Annotated in this window: 13 protein-coding genes; 8 read left to right on the plus strand and 5 right to left on the minus strand. The window is 40.8% G+C overall.

Annotation, left to right across the window (positions count from 1 at the left end):
- Nucleotides 1–24: 24 nt before the first annotated feature.
- The gene (locus tag ACFGVS_RS16370; protein ID WP_439694751.1) at nt 25–1,359 is read right to left on the minus strand and encodes a 3-keto-disaccharide hydrolase; all 1,335 of its coding nucleotides are present in this window, start codon (nt 1,357–1,359) and stop codon (nt 25–27) included.
- Between the two features lie 129 nt (nt 1,360–1,488).
- Nucleotides 1,489–2,541 carry a sensor histidine kinase gene (locus ACFGVS_RS16375; protein WP_090641169.1) on the minus strand — a complete coding sequence of 351 codons (1,053 nt, stop codon included), beginning with the start codon at nt 2,539–2,541 and terminating at the stop codon, nt 1,489–1,491.
- Between the two features lie 234 nt (nt 2,542–2,775).
- Here ACFGVS_RS16375 and ACFGVS_RS16380 point away from each other — a divergent pair, with 234 nt between their 5' ends.
- From ACFGVS_RS16380 to ACFGVS_RS16390, 3 genes are read left to right on the plus strand one after another with little or no spacing between them, the layout of a single operon-like run.
- Nucleotides 2,776–2,988 carry a hypothetical protein gene (locus ACFGVS_RS16380; RefSeq protein WP_090641167.1) on the plus strand — a complete coding sequence of 71 codons (213 nt, stop codon included), beginning with the start codon at nt 2,776–2,778 and terminating at the stop codon, nt 2,986–2,988.
- A complete protein-coding gene (locus tag ACFGVS_RS16385; RefSeq protein ID WP_439694752.1) occupies nt 2,982–3,881 on the plus strand; it encodes an ABC transporter ATP-binding protein in 900 nt (299 codons plus the stop codon). Before ACFGVS_RS16380 ends, ACFGVS_RS16385 begins: the two co-directional genes overlap by 7 nt.
- 5 nt (nt 3,882–3,886) lie before the next feature.
- Nucleotides 3,887–4,684 carry an ABC transporter permease gene (locus ACFGVS_RS16390; protein WP_439694753.1) on the plus strand — a complete coding sequence of 266 codons (798 nt, stop codon included), beginning with the start codon at nt 3,887–3,889 and terminating at the stop codon, nt 4,682–4,684.
- Between the two features lie 85 nt (nt 4,685–4,769).
- Here the strand turns inward: ACFGVS_RS16390 and ACFGVS_RS16395 are convergent, their stop codons facing one another.
- The gene (locus ACFGVS_RS16395) at nt 4,770–5,573 is read right to left on the minus strand and encodes an alpha/beta hydrolase (protein ID WP_439694754.1); all 804 of its coding nucleotides are present in this window, start codon (nt 5,571–5,573) and stop codon (nt 4,770–4,772) included.
- A 168-nt stretch (nt 5,574–5,741) separates the two neighbouring features.
- Nucleotides 5,742–7,052 carry an OmpA family protein gene (locus ACFGVS_RS16400; RefSeq protein ID WP_274211442.1) on the minus strand — a complete coding sequence of 437 codons (1,311 nt, stop codon included), beginning with the start codon at nt 7,050–7,052 and terminating at the stop codon, nt 5,742–5,744.
- A 148-nt stretch (nt 7,053–7,200) separates the two neighbouring features.
- On the opposite strand from ACFGVS_RS16400, the gene ACFGVS_RS16405 reads away from it, so the two are divergent.
- Nucleotides 7,201–8,493, plus strand: coding sequence for an aminopeptidase P N-terminal domain-containing protein (locus tag ACFGVS_RS16405; RefSeq protein WP_439694755.1), 1,293 nt, complete (start codon nt 7,201–7,203; stop codon nt 8,491–8,493).
- 80 nt (nt 8,494–8,573) lie between these two features.
- On the opposite strand, the gene meaB is transcribed toward ACFGVS_RS16405, so the two are convergent.
- The gene (meaB, locus tag ACFGVS_RS16410; protein WP_439694756.1) at nt 8,574–9,440 is read right to left on the minus strand and encodes a methylmalonyl Co-A mutase-associated GTPase MeaB; all 867 of its coding nucleotides are present in this window, start codon (nt 9,438–9,440) and stop codon (nt 8,574–8,576) included.
- 184 nt (nt 9,441–9,624) lie between these two features.
- Between meaB and ACFGVS_RS16415 the strand changes: the two genes are divergently transcribed.
- From ACFGVS_RS16415 to ACFGVS_RS16430, 4 genes are all read left to right on the plus strand, one after another.
- Entirely contained in the window at nt 9,625–10,620 is a 996-nt protein-coding gene (locus ACFGVS_RS16415; protein WP_439694757.1) for a glycosyltransferase family 9 protein, read from the plus strand.
- Entirely contained in the window at nt 10,617–11,678 is a 1,062-nt protein-coding gene (locus ACFGVS_RS16420) for a glycosyltransferase family 4 protein (protein WP_439694758.1), read from the plus strand. Before ACFGVS_RS16415 ends, ACFGVS_RS16420 begins: the two co-directional genes overlap by 4 nt.
- 143 nt (nt 11,679–11,821) lie before the next feature.
- Nucleotides 11,822–13,690, plus strand: coding sequence for an ABC transporter ATP-binding protein (locus ACFGVS_RS16425; RefSeq protein WP_439694759.1), 1,869 nt, complete (start codon nt 11,822–11,824; stop codon nt 13,688–13,690).
- Between the two features lie 22 nt (nt 13,691–13,712).
- Nucleotides 13,713–14,510, plus strand: coding sequence for a DUF5672 family protein (locus tag ACFGVS_RS16430; RefSeq protein WP_143065356.1), 798 nt, complete (start codon nt 13,713–13,715; stop codon nt 14,508–14,510).
- Nucleotides 14,511–14,514 lie beyond the last annotated feature (4 nt).

A 14,514-nucleotide genomic window follows, 5' to 3' on the forward strand; every position in this document is an offset into this window, starting at 1 on the left:
ATAAAATCCGTGTCAATTCGTGTGTCAAAACGGTGTTAACTCCACCGACTTGTAAAATAATTCGGCGCCCTCCGATTGTAATAATATCCTACCTTCGGTTACCGAACCTGTACCCCAGTTTACCAGGTGCCCGTTTACATAATGTTCAATTTGGTTACCGTTGCAAATAATCTCCAGCGTATTCCATTCGCCTCTTGGCTTTTCAAAATTTTCTGTGCGGAAAATGTGCTTTTGATCCCAGGCTACTTCCCATTTGTTTGGCGAATCTACATTGGTATGCTTAACGCACCAAAAGTCGCCGCAATCTTGTTCCTGTATCTGAAATTCTATTGATTTTGGCCAAACGGTATCTTTTTCCATCAATCCAAAATGATAAAGGATACCGGCATCCCGCTTACCGGTTTGGCGTGGAAAGTATTGTTTGGTGCCCCATTTAAATACCACTTTAAGGTAATAATTGGAGTAGGATTTTAGGGTACTCATATAGCCAAAATATTTACCCATTACATGCACCGCACCATTTTCTACAATGAAATTGTTATGGATATCGTTGTTTTTGCCCAATGTATCTAAAAATGTATACCAACCTGTTTTATCCCGGCCGTTAAAAAGTTTTTGAACGTTGATCTCCCTGATCCAGATGTTGCGGAACGATACGGGGAATTCATGCTCCTGCAGCAATAACGGCTGTGCAAAATTGTGCTTGGTGTATTTAGGCTGGCCAACGTGAGCTACTGTGCCTTTTATAGCCACATGGTTTTGTACCAGCACGCCGTTGTGTAAAACCGTAATGTAAGCCGGTGTTTTAAGCGAACTATCTAAATTAAAACGCGGCGCGGTATAAATGATATCATACCTTTGCCATTCACCGGGTTTAAGCGAAGCATTTACCAAAGGCACGTATTGTTTGTAAACAGAGCCAGCCTGCCCGTTGGAGTAGGTGCGATTTTTATAACTATCCAGTATTTGTAGCTCGTAACGGCTTTGCATTATTACGCCGCTGTTGCCGCGCTCCTGGCCTTCGCCTTTTACAATGGCCGGTGTGCGCCATTCAATATGCAGCTGGCAATCGGCAAAGTTTTTTTTGGTGATGATGGAGCCACTGCCGGGTTTCACGGTAAGGATACCGTTTTTAATTGTCCAGCCGGGGGGCATTCCTTTTTGATCTGTCCATTCGTCCAGGTTTTTTCCATCAAACAAAACAATGGCATCTGACGGCGCTTTATTGCCAACGCCCGGATGCACTATGGCTGGTTCCGGATCCCAAACTTCGGTAAGTTTTGGATCATTTTGTGCCGAGGCGCTGTACCTGCATACGGCTAACAACAGCATTAATAAAATGGTTTTTAACTGGTTCATGGTTTGGGTAATGTTTATGTTTATCCAATTTTCCTGTCATCCTGAGGTACGAAGGATCTATCAGCTTTGCATGACCGATAGAAAAGTTGTCGAGCAGATGCTTCGTACCTCAGCATGACAGAGGAACTTTCACAAGATTATTGATAATTCACAAGTATAGGTATCTTCTGTATCCCTGATATTTAAAGTATACTTACCGGGATATAAAAGATTAAGACGCCTTTGCACATTGGTTAGTCCTATCCCGCCAATGGCGTCGCGGTTATGGGTATGTTTTTTATTTTGAATGTAAAAGTGCAGTTGGCATTCGTCAACATTAATGAGCAGTTTAATTGGCGTCATCACATCATTGGCCACGCCATGCTTAAAAGCGTTTTCGATAAAGGCTATTAATAATAAGGGTACAATTTGCTGGTTGGTTACATCGCCCATTACCTTAAAATCAATAAAAGCCTTGTTGCCAAAGCGGATTTTTTGCAAATCGATGTAGTTGTGCAGGTATTGCAACTCCTTGCTTAAATCAACCCGGTTGTCATTGCACTCGTAAAGCATGTAGCGCATAATTTCGGATAGCTTCAGGATAGCTTCGGGCGTTGTTTCGGATTTTTGATAGGCCAGCGAGTAAATACTGTTTAAGGAATTGAATAAAAAATGCGGATTTATCTGCGATTTTAAAAAAGCAAGCTCGGCGCTTAATCGCTGGTTTTCAAGATCATGCTGAATGCGTTCGTTCAGGAACCAATCGGTAGTGAATTTAAGCACCGTACTTAAAAAAATAAAAATCAGGCTGGTAAAAACGGTGTTGAAAAAGTAAGCGGCAAAGCTTATTTGCTGCCCCTTGTTGTGTATCAGTATCACATCTTTAAACAACAGGCCTACCCCATATTTAACAACACCGAAAACTATAATGGTTATCAGAGCTACACAGGCATAAGCCCAATACCTTTTTTTATCCAGGAAGCGGGGAATGTATACCAGGAAATTAATGTAAAACAACCCGATATTGATGATCGGGAACACCAGAAATATAATAACCAATTGCCTTAGTGTTATATGGTCATTCATTCGGGCCAGGAAAATGAACAGCGAGATCATCCCAAGCCAAAAAAGTAAATGCCAGAAAATATGCCAGGCCGTTTTTAAACCGCGTGTTTGATTATCAGGTGAAATAGTGTTCTGCATGTGCCGTTTTATCCCTTAATAAAAAGGTTTAATGTGATGTAATTTAGTATTTTGATTGTTATACGGGCGTTTATTTATATATAGTAATTCAATTTGTCGATGAACTGGCTTTTATAATCGATAAACTGGTTAAAATGTTTAAAAAGGCGTTCATCTATAAACTCCGTGTGTTGGTCTAATACTTTTTAGCAGGTGGTAAAATAAGTATTTCTTTGTTCTATCAAATCACTCGCAATGAAAACGCTTATCAAAAATTCTAACCCTTTTATCATGTTGTTGATACCGGTAATGTTCGCCCTTATTTTAGGTGTAAGCTACCAGTTTGAACAAAAAAAGGAATCAGCAGTAATGGGGACATCAGCGGTACACGCTACCTCGTTGTTTTACAAGGGCATTACCCTTGTTAAAACTGTTTGCTCAGTTGCCAAAAGCAACAATGTATGGTAATTAGTACCGAAGGGTTATCCTTCAACTTCGGTAACCAGCAAGTAGTTAAATCACTTGCGCTACAGGTACCCGAAGGAAGCATATATGGTTTTCTTGGCCCAAACGGTGCCGGGAAAACCACTACTATCAAACTCCTGTTAAACCTGCTCAAAATCCAAAGCGGCAGCATCCAAATATTTGAACAGGACATTCAACATCACCGCGCTCAAATTTTATCGCAAATAGGCTCGCTTATTGAGCAGCCTGCTATATACCAACACCTTACCGGGAAAGAGAATTTATTAAACAGGGCCTTGTTATTACAGGTGCCTGTTAAACGCGTTGACGAAATGCTGGCTCTTGTGCAGCTTACCAATGCGGCCCACAAAAAAGCCGGACAATACTCCCTGGGTATGAAACAGCGCCTGGGCATTGCCCTTGCCCTGCTTGCCGATCCCAAACTTTTAATCCTTGACGAGCCCACCAACGGCCTTGATCCTAACGGGATCATCGAAGTGCGTGAGTTACTCATTAAACTGGTTTGTCAGTATAAAAAAACGGTATTTATATCAAGCCACCTACTGGCCGAGGTTGAACGCATGGCCACCCACGTAGGTATTATTAACCATGGCGAGCTGCTGTTTCAGGGCAGCATCGGCGAGTTGCAGGCCTTGAGCCAGCCGCTTGTATGCATCGAGACAGATAACACAGTTGATGCCGCTAACCTGCTTACCCGTAACGGTTATACCGTTACCGATGTTACCGATACTTACCTGTATGTTCCGTACGCGAGCAAGCAAAAAACGGCGGGAATAAATGCACTGTTGCACAATAACGGCCATGCCATATTTAGTATAGGTAAACAGCAAAAAGATTTGGAACGCCTGTTTTTAGATATCACCCAAAAAGCCTGAACCCCATGAAAGGATTTATACTATCGTTCCGGTCGGAATTTTACAAAAGCCGAAAAACGTTGGGTTTTTGGGCTGCCATTATACTACCGCTGTTTATTTCCACTTTACTTTTTGTGGGCTTTTACCTCAAGGCCGAAAAACTTACAGGCACACCACCCATAATGCTGTGGCTGCAATTTGCCGGCGCCATATTAGGCGTAATGGGTTCATTACTGCTGCCCATGTTTATTATTTTTATAGCCTACTCGGTAAATAGTATTGAGCACAAGGCCGATACCTGGAAAAGCCAGTTCAGTTTGCCTATTTCGCGTTGGGCGGTATACGGCGCCAAATATACTTATGCGGTATTCCTGGTGTTTTTAACACTTGCGCTGTTTGTGCTGTTTACAATAGGGTTTGGCAACTTATTGAGCATCGTAAAACCCGAACTTAGGTTTGATGATTACCACATGGAAAAGGAGCTGGCGCAGATATATTTTAAATTATTTTTGTCATCGCTGGGCATCTTATCCATCCAGTTTTTGCTCAGTTTACTTTGGGCCGATTTTTTAAAGCCGATGGGCATCGGCTTTGTGTGCACCATTACCGGTGTTATCCTGGCCTCAAAAAACTGGGAGTATTGTTATCTTTTCCCTTATTCGCACCCCATGCAAGCTATTACTACCATGATGCATCGAGGCGAAGGGGTGCAAAAAGGCATTCAAATAGATGTGTTTACAAAAGATGTTTTTGTAAGTATGGCAGTAGCCATAGTTGTATTTATTGCAGGATACTTTATTGTGCAGAAGAAAAGCGTTAAGTGATAAATGTGCGGATATGCAGATTTTAGATGTGCAAATTGCCTGCAGAATAAAAATTGGATAGACGTGTAGCACACGTCTATTTTGTTTACAGGACTTTTTTCAATGAATCCTTGTATTTGGCATTATCATCTATGCCGTTATGATGCTGCCCTTTCAGGATAATTAGCTTGTCGCCGGGCTTAAAGTATTTTTGGAGTCGGAAGGACGAAGAGTGGTTTATCAACTCATCTTCATCACCGTGAAAAATGACAATAGGAGCAGAAGTATGCTGAATGTACTCATAAGTTTGGAGTGGGTATTTTAAAATAGAAGAGGGCAAAAATGGGTACAGCGTTTTCGCCTCATCAACCAGGCTATAGTAAGGAGCAAGTAGGATGAGTTTTTGTGGATGATTTTGTGATGCCAGCCAGGCTGCCGGGCCTGTGCCGATAGAATAGCCTAATATGACAATTTGATTTTCGGGATATAATGTTTTGACATGTTGGTATGCCATTTTTACAGCATCAAAAAGTTGCTGCTGCGATTTAATATTGCCTGTACTTTTGCCGTATCCCGGATAATCAAGCATAAATACATCATACCCTACGTTATTGTAATTACCTGCAACTGTATGCCAGCTATCAATTGTACCGCCATTGCCATGCAGGAAAAAAACAAGCCCTTTTGGTTTTTGGGAGAGGAATAAAACGCCGTTTAATGTAGTGCCATCGGCAGTTTTTATATTATACTCTTTGTAAGCGGACCGAAAATCGTACCGATATCCGGCAGGATATCGCGTTCCCTGAAAGATCAAATCATCCTGTGAAAAATAAAAGAAACAACAAATGACCAGGTAAATGCCTGTAAAAATACCTATAAGCCAAAGTGTTACTTTTAAAATGATGTTCATGAATTACTTAAAGATAACATTCCTGCTAAACATAGATGTCAAAAAAGAGTAAAGAGCAGGGAGATGCGTTTCCAAAGTCATCTTAATACTGCAAGAATCCTTAAATCGTGTTAAACGAAGAAAGCCCCGGGTTATCCGGGGCTTTCGCAAATAATGTTTTATCAACGATTATTTTTGTTTAAACTGAACACGACGGTTTAATACACGACCTTCTTCGGTTGAGTTATCGGCAATTGGCATGGTTTCGCCGTAGCCTTTGATTTTTACTTTTTTAGCATCAACACCAGAGTTAACTAAGTAAGTTTTTACTGAGTTAGCACGATCTTTTGATAAAGACATGTTGTGAGCGGCAGTACCTTCAGATGAAGCAAAGCCGTCAACTTCAACACCTTTGCCAGAAGCACGCAAATCTGCAGAAGTAGCATCTAACACCGGGTAAGATGAAGTGCGTAATACCGAGCTGTCAAATTCAAACTGGATGTTTGAGTAAGCAGTAGGTTTAGCAACAACTGAATCAGCAGCTGGTTTAGGGAATACGATAACGCAACCAGAACCATCAACTACGCTGCCTGCAGCAGTACCTGGACATTTGTCAAACTGATCAGCAACACCGTCACCGTCTGAATCTTTTTTCAGGTCGTTAACAGCAGTTTCTACGTTTGTTACACGGCCTTTTAAAGCTTCAACTTCCTGACGTAATGCAGCATCGTACAATTCGTCATACATCTGAGCAACCGGGTTTACCCACTCTAAGTTCTGTTTTGTTTTCGGACCGAAAGTGTACTCTAAACCACCGTAGGTGTAAGAGTAGTGGCTAAACTGAGGATAAGTGTGAATACCGCCAAAGTTATAACCTTGTACAAAACTAACAGTGTAACCTAAATTTAAGGCCAACGCATCGTTAAGTTTGAATTTTACACCTGCACCAACTGGAGCAAATAATTCTTTAACTGTTTTGTCACCAAAAGGCAAAGTGTTAACAACGCCTGCAGCAGTTGTATTTTCTTTAATTTTGTACATGTCTAAACCCAAACCGGCAGAAGTGTAAAAGTTAACACTGTTTTTGCGATGCAGGAAACTAACGCTTGCAATGTTAAAAACGGCGCTAAGTGCTCCTGAATTAAACGAAGTTTTGTATTCGGTATAACCATATTTTTCAGTGCCGGCTTTATCAATGCCATGAACTTTACCACCCAGATAATCTAACTGCAAGCTAAAGGTATGAGATAATTGTTGCCTTAAAGACACGCCATAGCCCAAATCAGCTTTAAATTTGTTAGTGGTGTTAATTGTAAATGGCACTAATCCATCAGTTATACCAACGTTCACGCCGATACTAAATGTGTTGTACTGTCCGATCCCGCCAAACAATTTGGCAGATCCAGTTTTTGTCGAGTCGGTTTGGGCGCTAGCCATACCCGCAACCAGCAAAGAAGCAAACGACAGTGCTGCTGTTTTCTTTAATGTAGAATAATTCATAGTTTTTAAGATTAAACGATTTTAATTGTGATTTTTTTCAAATTTAGTAATTATGTTTGAAACGATGACCAAACATTGTTCCAAAAATTGTAATAGTTACACAAATAAGGAAAAAAAAATGATTTATTAAAATAATCAAGAGTTAAATATGAAATATTTGGAAATTTTCCATTCGCTATTTACAAATAATAGAAAAAATTTCGTTTCGAGAACAAAACCAAACTCACTGGCTGTTTTTCACTCTAATGATGAGTTTCCGGTGAGTGGTGACCAGGTTTTTGCTTTTAAACAAAATCCGGATTTTTTTTACCTTACGGGTATCGACCAGGAGCAAAGCATATTGCTGCTATACCCCGATTGTCCTAATAAGGCATACAAAGAAGTACTTTTTTTAAGACAAACCAACGAGCACATTGCCATTTGGGAAGGACACAAGTATACAAAAGAGGAGGCGAGACAAGTTTCTGGTATCGAGAGTGTTTACTGGCTGCATGAATACGACGCTATTTTACATAGCATTATCAATTATGCCGAAAATATTTACATAAACACTAACGAAAACGACCGGTATGTACATACTGTACCATACCGGGATATGCGGATGTATGAAGCATTACGCCAAAAATATCCGCTGCATAAATACGAACGCTCGGCGTTGATATTAAGAGATTTAAGAGTTATAAAATCGGAGCCGGAAATTGAGCTGATCCAAAAAGCCTGTAACATCACCCACGATGCTTTTGTACGCGTACTTAAATTTATAAAACCCGGTGTTGCCGAATATGAAATAGAGGCCGAAATTATACACGAGTTTTTACGGCAAAGGGCTACCGGTCATGCTTATAGCCCAATAATTGCCTCGGGCAAAAATGCCAACGTGCTGCATTATATTGATAACAACCAGGTTTGTAATGATGGCGACGTAATTCTGTTTGATTTTGGCGCCCAGTACGCCAATTATAACGCTGATATGAGCCGGTCGGTGCCGGTTAATGGCAGGTTTACCCCACGCCAGCGAGCTGTTTATGATGCCGTTTTACGTGTAATGCGCGAGGCGAGCAGCATGATTGTGGCCGGCACTGTTTTAACCGAATACCAGGACGAGGTTGGCAAAATAATGACCAGCGAACTGATAGGCCTTGGCTTACTTGATAAACATGATGTGGAAAAGCAGGATGCCAACGCGCCATTATATAAAAAGTATTTTATGCATGGCACATCGCACCACCTGGGTTTGGATGTTCATGACTTTGCCAGCAGGTATAAACAATTCGAGGTTGGCAACATACTAACCTGCGAGCCAGGTATTTATATACCTGAAGAAGGCCTGGGTATACGAATTGAGAATAATATTTTAATTACCAACAATGGTAATCGCGACCTGATGGCCAATATTCCCGTTGAGGCAGAGCATATTGAAGAGATTATGAATAGTTTTTAGTCGAAAGGCTTAAGTTCTAAGTCGAAAATGACAATTCAGGCTCAGAACTTAAGGCTTTCGACTTAAGCCTGGTCAAGTGGTTATAAATACGAATCAACAAAACTATAAAGGTTAAAATCTTTGTAATTTAAAGCGTCGGTAACATCTTGCTGAAGCTTTTTTTTATCTATATGATGCGTTAATTTATGTGCTAACAGCTTGTAAGCCTTTTCGGTAAGCAGTAACTGCCGACGTGGGTTTTTTACTTGCATTGATGTTTTGATAAACCCGGCAACCTGGGCAATCCCCGTACCCTGCAATGCTGTTGTTTTAAATACAGGAGGCTGTCCGTCTTTTTTTTGTCCTATAATTTTTTTCAGGTTATTGGCAAATACATCTGCATCGGCCCTGTCGGCTTTGTTAACAATAAAAGCATCAGCAATTTCCATCAGGCCCGATTTAATATGCTGCACTTCATCGCCCCCCTCGGGTACCAGTACCACAAGGGTAACGTCCGCCAGTCCGCTTATCTCAATTTCCGACTGGCCAACACCAACCGTTTCTATCAGCACATAATCAAATCCGGCGGCACGTAATACATCGGTCATTTCTATGGTTTTGGCCGATAAGCCACCTAATGAACCGCGGGTAGCCAGCGAGCGAATAAAAACATCGGGATGATTAAAGTGCGAAGACATCCGAATCCTATCGCCAAGCAGGGAGCCGAAGTTAAAAGGCGATGTGGGATCAATAGCCAAAACCGCTATTTTACTGCCATCTTTTAAAAGCAAATCTATCAAAGCATTTACCAGGGTGCTTTTGCCTGCGCCGGGCGGGCCGGTTACGCCAATTACCGGGGCAGGTTTATTAAATGTAAGGCCCTTTAATAGTTGCTGGCTTCCGGGCAGGTCGTTTTCAACAATGGTTAAGGTGCGGGCAACCTGTTTAAAGTTAATGCTATTTGTCATTCCGGTTTTGTTAAAAACAGCTGCCACATTCATATTTGTAAATGCAAATGACGAAAATTATCATAATAAAAGGCAATTTAATCTTTATTATTGCACTTGTGCGGTCTGTGTTGAGTTTTAAGTTCTGAGTAAAGAAAGAATAAATACGGTATTCGGCCCCATAGCATATTCAACGTTTGCAACAATGCCCCAGCCCCTCAAAACAAAAATACAACACATATTAATAAACCGTACAGATGCTATCGGCGATGTGGTGCTTACATTGCCCATGGCTGCTTATATTAAAGAGATGTTACCGGGAGCTGTGGTTTCGTTTTTAGGACGCACTTATACCCAGCCTGTTATAAATACCTGTGCAGCGGTTGATCTTTTTATTAATTATGATGAGATAAAGAAACTATCCCAAACAGAGCAAATTAACTATCTGAAAGAAAAAAAAATAGACATTATTATTCACGTTTTTCCTAATAAGCATGTGGCTCAAATAGCCAGGGCTGCTGGCATTAAATTACGTATAGGCACCACAAACCGCGTTTTTCATTGGTTTACCTGTAATAAGCTGGTAAAACTGAGCCGTAAAAAATCAGATCTGCATGAGGCACAGCTCAATCTTATTTTATTAAAACCTTTAGGCCTGGCATCTGTACCATCGTTGCAGGATATTATTGAACATATTAGTTTTGAAAGCAGGGCGCTACTTCCGCCAGACTTGGCCGGTAAACTATCCGGCGATAAGTTTAACCTCATCATCCACCCAAAATCGCACGGCAGCGGTATGGAGTGGGGCCTTGATAACTACGCGGAGCTTATCGATACCCTCCCTTCGGATATATTTAATATTATTATAACCGGATCTGATAAAGAAAAAATATTACTGACCGATTGGATTACAACCCTGCCCGGTGCAGTAGTTGATATGACCGGAAAATTCAGTTTGCCGCAACTTATTAGTTTTATCAGCCAGGCAGATGGATTGATAGCCTCGGGTACAGGCCCCCTGCACATAGCAGCTATGGCGGGGATAAATACCCTTGGTTTGTTCCCCTCGGTAAGGCCGATTCATCCTGGGCGCTGGGCGCCATTGGGTAAGAAAGCTGAATTTATGGAAAGCGGAACAGTTGATATAAAACCTATATCTGCAGAAATAATTAATGAGCAAATTAAATTATGGAAAAAATGAGCACCTCCAAAATATTAGTTACGCTGGATTCCATGCGTTACCCAAACACAGGCTTGTATTACTTTGGTAGAAGCTTAGGAGAAGCGCTCCTTCGGAAAAATGACGGGCAGTTTGACCTGCATTTTTTTTTGCACCCCAATACATCAGAATTTGACGCAGTTGATGTAAAAAAAGAATATTTTAAAAAATACAACAAGTTTTTTTATGTCAATAACAAGAATATAAACCTGTTTCACTTTACAGATCAGCATTCAAGGTTAAAGCCGAAGAAGGTTAAATCGGGAAAAAAGATCATGACTATACATGATATAAATCAGGTACATGAAAACCAAACAGCTAAACAATTAAAACTTTATTTAAAAAAATTAGGTGAACGGATATACCCTTGTGAAAAAATTATTACCATATCTAATTTCGCGGCCAACGATGTATTAACGTATTTCCCTGATGTTGCCGACAAGATAAGTGTGATCTATAACGGTGCCGATAAACTGGAGGTACCGCCTGGTCATCAACCTGCGTTTAAACCCCAAAAGCCGTTTTTGTTTTCGATAGGTATAGTTGCTGAAAAAAAAAACTTTCATGTATTGCCGGCGTTGCTTGCGGGTAACGATTACGAATTGATTATATCAGGCATATTAACCCCCTATAAAGATGTTATCATAGCAAATGCAAAAAAGTTTGGCGTAGAAGAAAGAGTTAAGCTTACCGGCCCAATTTCTGAAAACGACCGCGCCTGGTATTATGAAAATTGTGAGGCTTTTGTTTTTCCTTCCATTGCCGAAGGATTTGGTTTACCGGTTATCGAAGCTATGCATTTTGGCAAACCGGTGTTTGCCTCAACGTCAACATCGTTGCCAGAAGTCGCCGGCGATGCCGCTTACTACTTTAACACTTTTGACCCGGACGATATGCAGACTTCCTTTAATAATGGAATGCATCATTTTAGTAATGGCGGGCAGGCCGCTAAAGCTATATTACATGCTAATAAATATAACTGGGACAAAACCGCGCAGCAATATTTGCAATTGTACCACAATTGCCTTCATAATAAATAACTGTATTTGCGTTTTAGTTTGCTGGCAATGATGCATAACCGGCAACCTATTTGGCGCCTTTATTAAGCGTTGCCTTAAGGCCCAGAAGTATTCAATGCCTTCACATGGCTAATTTTGCATAGTTTTGCACTTTAATATAAAAAATGAAAATCTATTTCAGGCTTCTTTCTTTTGCCAGGCCGATTGGAAAATTTGCCGTACCATACTTTATTTTAACACTGCTATCTATAGTATTTAACACCTTAAATTATGTGTTGTTAGCACCACTATTAAAGGCAATCTTTAATCCCGGATCGGCCGGAAAAGCGCTGGTGCAGCCTGCAAATTGGTGGAACCCTATAAATGACCTATCCTATTTCGCTCAATTAGCAAATCAGCGGTTCGGCACTTTAGGCGCACTTGAATTTATCTGCGCGGCCATTATATCATCAGTATTACTGAGTAATGTATTCAGGTATTTTTCACAGCGTATTATGGAAAACCTCCGCATTTTTACCTTGCTTAATTTACGCCGCACAGTTTTTGATAACGTAATGAATTTGCACCTTGGCTATTTTAATAACGAGCGCAAGGGTGATATACTTTCAAAAATATCTGCCGATGTACAGGTGGTGCAGTTTTCGGTTACCGGTACTTTACAGGTGGCGTTTAAAGAGCCTTTCCAGCTTTTGTTTTATCTGGTTACCTTGTTTGTAGTATCGGTTAAGTTAACCTTGTTTTCGATGCTCATCATTCCGGTATCGGCCTTTGTAATATCGCGCATAGTAAAACGGCTTAGGGAGCAGGCAAAAGAGTCGCAGCAAACATATAGCAATATGATCAGTAACCTTGATGAAGCGCTGTCAGGTATCAAGATCATCAAGGCATTTAACGCAGCCTCGTTTATTAAAAAGAGGTTTGATCATGAAAACCAGGAATATTCAAGAATAACCAGGTCTATGGCCAAAAGGCAACAAATGGCCTCGCCGGTATCAGAGTTTTTAGGTGTGTTAATGGTTTCAGGCATTGTTTTATACGGAGGTTCGTTGATCATTAACCATGACGACTCGTTAACTGCGGAGAACTTTATATTATACATCGCCATGTTTTCGCAGATCATGCGCCCGGCAAAGGCGATTTCGGATTCTTTTAGCAATATCCACTCGGGCATAGCTGCCGGTGAACGCGTGCTTGCCCTTATTGATGAAAAGCCTTTAATAAACGATGCCCCAAACGCTGTTGCAGTAAAAGATTTTACCGACTGTATTAAATTTGAAAATGTGTTTTTTGCCTATAACGATAAACAGGCCGCAAACGATATCGCAGAAACAGGTAAGGACGACATAGATAAGTGGGTATTGAAAAACCTAAACCTGGTAATACCCAAAGGGAAAACAGTTGCCCTTGTGGGGCCGTCAGGCGGTGGTAAATCAACATTGATGGATATGCTGCCCCGTTTTATTGAACCGCAGGCTGGTGCAATATTTATTGACGGCGTGGATATACAAGCTGTAACCATGGAATCGCTAAGAGCGTTAATGGGTATTGTAAACCAGGAATCCATCCTTTTTAATGATACCATATTTAATAACATTGCATTTGGTAAAACAAACGCAACCCAGCAACAGGTAGAAGCCGCAGCCCGGATAGCTAATGCCCATAATTTTATTATGGAAACCGATAAGGGCTACCAAACCAACACCGGAGACCGGGGGACTAAATTATCCGGCGGGCAACGACAACGAATTTGCATTGCCAGGGCGGTACTCAACAACCCGCCAATTATGCTGCTTGATGAAGCAACATCTGCTTTAGATACCGAATCGGAAAAGCTGGTTCAGGATGCCCTGAACAACCTGATGAAAAACCGCACTTCATTAATCATCGCGCACCGTTTGAGCACCATTCAAAATGCCGATTTAATACTGGTGCTTGAAAAAGGAACTGTTGTTGAGCAAGGCACCCATCAGGAGCTTTTGCAAAACGGCGGCGTTTACAAAAGGTTGATTGACATGCAGGCCTTTAACGGTTAAAGGCTATAGTATAAAAATAAATATGGAGGTAGTTGTTGTTATCCCTTTTTATAAAGACAATTTAACCGGGCTTGAGAAAATAGCTTTGGAGCAGATAGGTAAGGTATTGTCGGGCTATCCCATTATCGCCATTAAACCCGCCAGCCTTGTACTAACCGGCCACGCAGCGACTTTTCCTTTTACATCAGTAATAAATTTTGACGATAACTATTTTAAAGATGTGCAGGGCTACAACGCGCTAATGCTCTCTGATGTTTTTTATAAAGAATTTTTAGCCTATGAGTTTATGCTCATCCATCAGCTGGATGCGTTTGTTTTTAGTGATAAGTTAAGCTATTGGTGTAATCAGGGGTACGATTATATTGGTGCCCCATGGATAAGGGTAGCCGAATATCCCGATTTTATCAAAGCTGTGAAATCAAAAATTCAGTTTTATTATCATGCGCGTTTTGATGTTCAAAAACATGGATTTCCATCGCCAATGCAATATGAGTTTAAGGTTGGCAATGGCGGTTTTTCGTTACGTAGAGTAAAAAAATTTCATGACCTGAGTATCAGTCTTCGCCACAAAATGGATAAATACCTAACCCGCACCGAGCATGAGTTTAATGAAGATATTTTTTGGGCTATTGAAGTAAACCGGAAACGCAAAATACTCAAGATTCCTGCTTATAGAAAAGCGCTGAAATTTGCCATAGAACTTGCGCCTGCCAAATCGCTAAAACTCAATAATAATGAAATACCTTTTGGATGCCACGCCTGGGATAAACACCTTGATTTTTGGCGACCTATATTTAAAAACTACGGATATGATATTTAATTCA

Origin of the sequence: Mucilaginibacter sediminis (assembly GCF_051903035.1) — a bacterium.
GTDB lineage: Bacteria > Bacteroidota > Bacteroidia > Sphingobacteriales > Sphingobacteriaceae > Mucilaginibacter.

Bases quoted from the DNA above. Each gene is read 5' to 3' on its own strand.
- ACFGVS_RS16370 (WP_439694751.1), bottom strand. From the start codon at position 1,359: ATGAACCAGTTAAAAACCATTTTATTAATGCTGTTGTTAGCCGTATGC.
- ACFGVS_RS16375 (WP_090641169.1), bottom strand. From the start codon at position 2,541: ATGCAGAACACTATTTCACCTGATAATCAAACACGCGGTTTAAAAACG.
- ACFGVS_RS16380 (WP_090641167.1), top strand. From the start codon at position 2,776: ATGAAAACGCTTATCAAAAATTCTAACCCTTTTATCATGTTGTTGATA.
- ACFGVS_RS16385 (WP_439694752.1), top strand. From the start codon at position 2,982: ATGGTAATTAGTACCGAAGGGTTATCCTTCAACTTCGGTAACCAGCAA.
- ACFGVS_RS16390 (WP_439694753.1), top strand. From the start codon at position 3,887: ATGAAAGGATTTATACTATCGTTCCGGTCGGAATTTTACAAAAGCCGA.
- ACFGVS_RS16395 (WP_439694754.1), bottom strand. From the start codon at position 5,573: ATGAACATCATTTTAAAAGTAACACTTTGGCTTATAGGTATTTTTACA.
- ACFGVS_RS16400 (WP_274211442.1), bottom strand. From the start codon at position 7,052: ATGAATTATTCTACATTAAAGAAAACAGCAGCACTGTCGTTTGCTTCT.
- ACFGVS_RS16405 (WP_439694755.1), top strand. From the start codon at position 7,201: ATGAAATATTTGGAAATTTTCCATTCGCTATTTACAAATAATAGAAAA.
- meaB (WP_439694756.1), bottom strand. From the start codon at position 9,440: ATGACAAATAGCATTAACTTTAAACAGGTTGCCCGCACCTTAACCATT.
- ACFGVS_RS16415 (WP_439694757.1), top strand. From the start codon at position 9,625: ATGCCCCAGCCCCTCAAAACAAAAATACAACACATATTAATAAACCGT.
- ACFGVS_RS16420 (WP_439694758.1), top strand. From the start codon at position 10,617: ATGAGCACCTCCAAAATATTAGTTACGCTGGATTCCATGCGTTACCCA.
- ACFGVS_RS16425 (WP_439694759.1), top strand. From the start codon at position 11,822: ATGAAAATCTATTTCAGGCTTCTTTCTTTTGCCAGGCCGATTGGAAAA.
- ACFGVS_RS16430 (WP_143065356.1), top strand. From the start codon at position 13,713: ATGGAGGTAGTTGTTGTTATCCCTTTTTATAAAGACAATTTAACCGGG.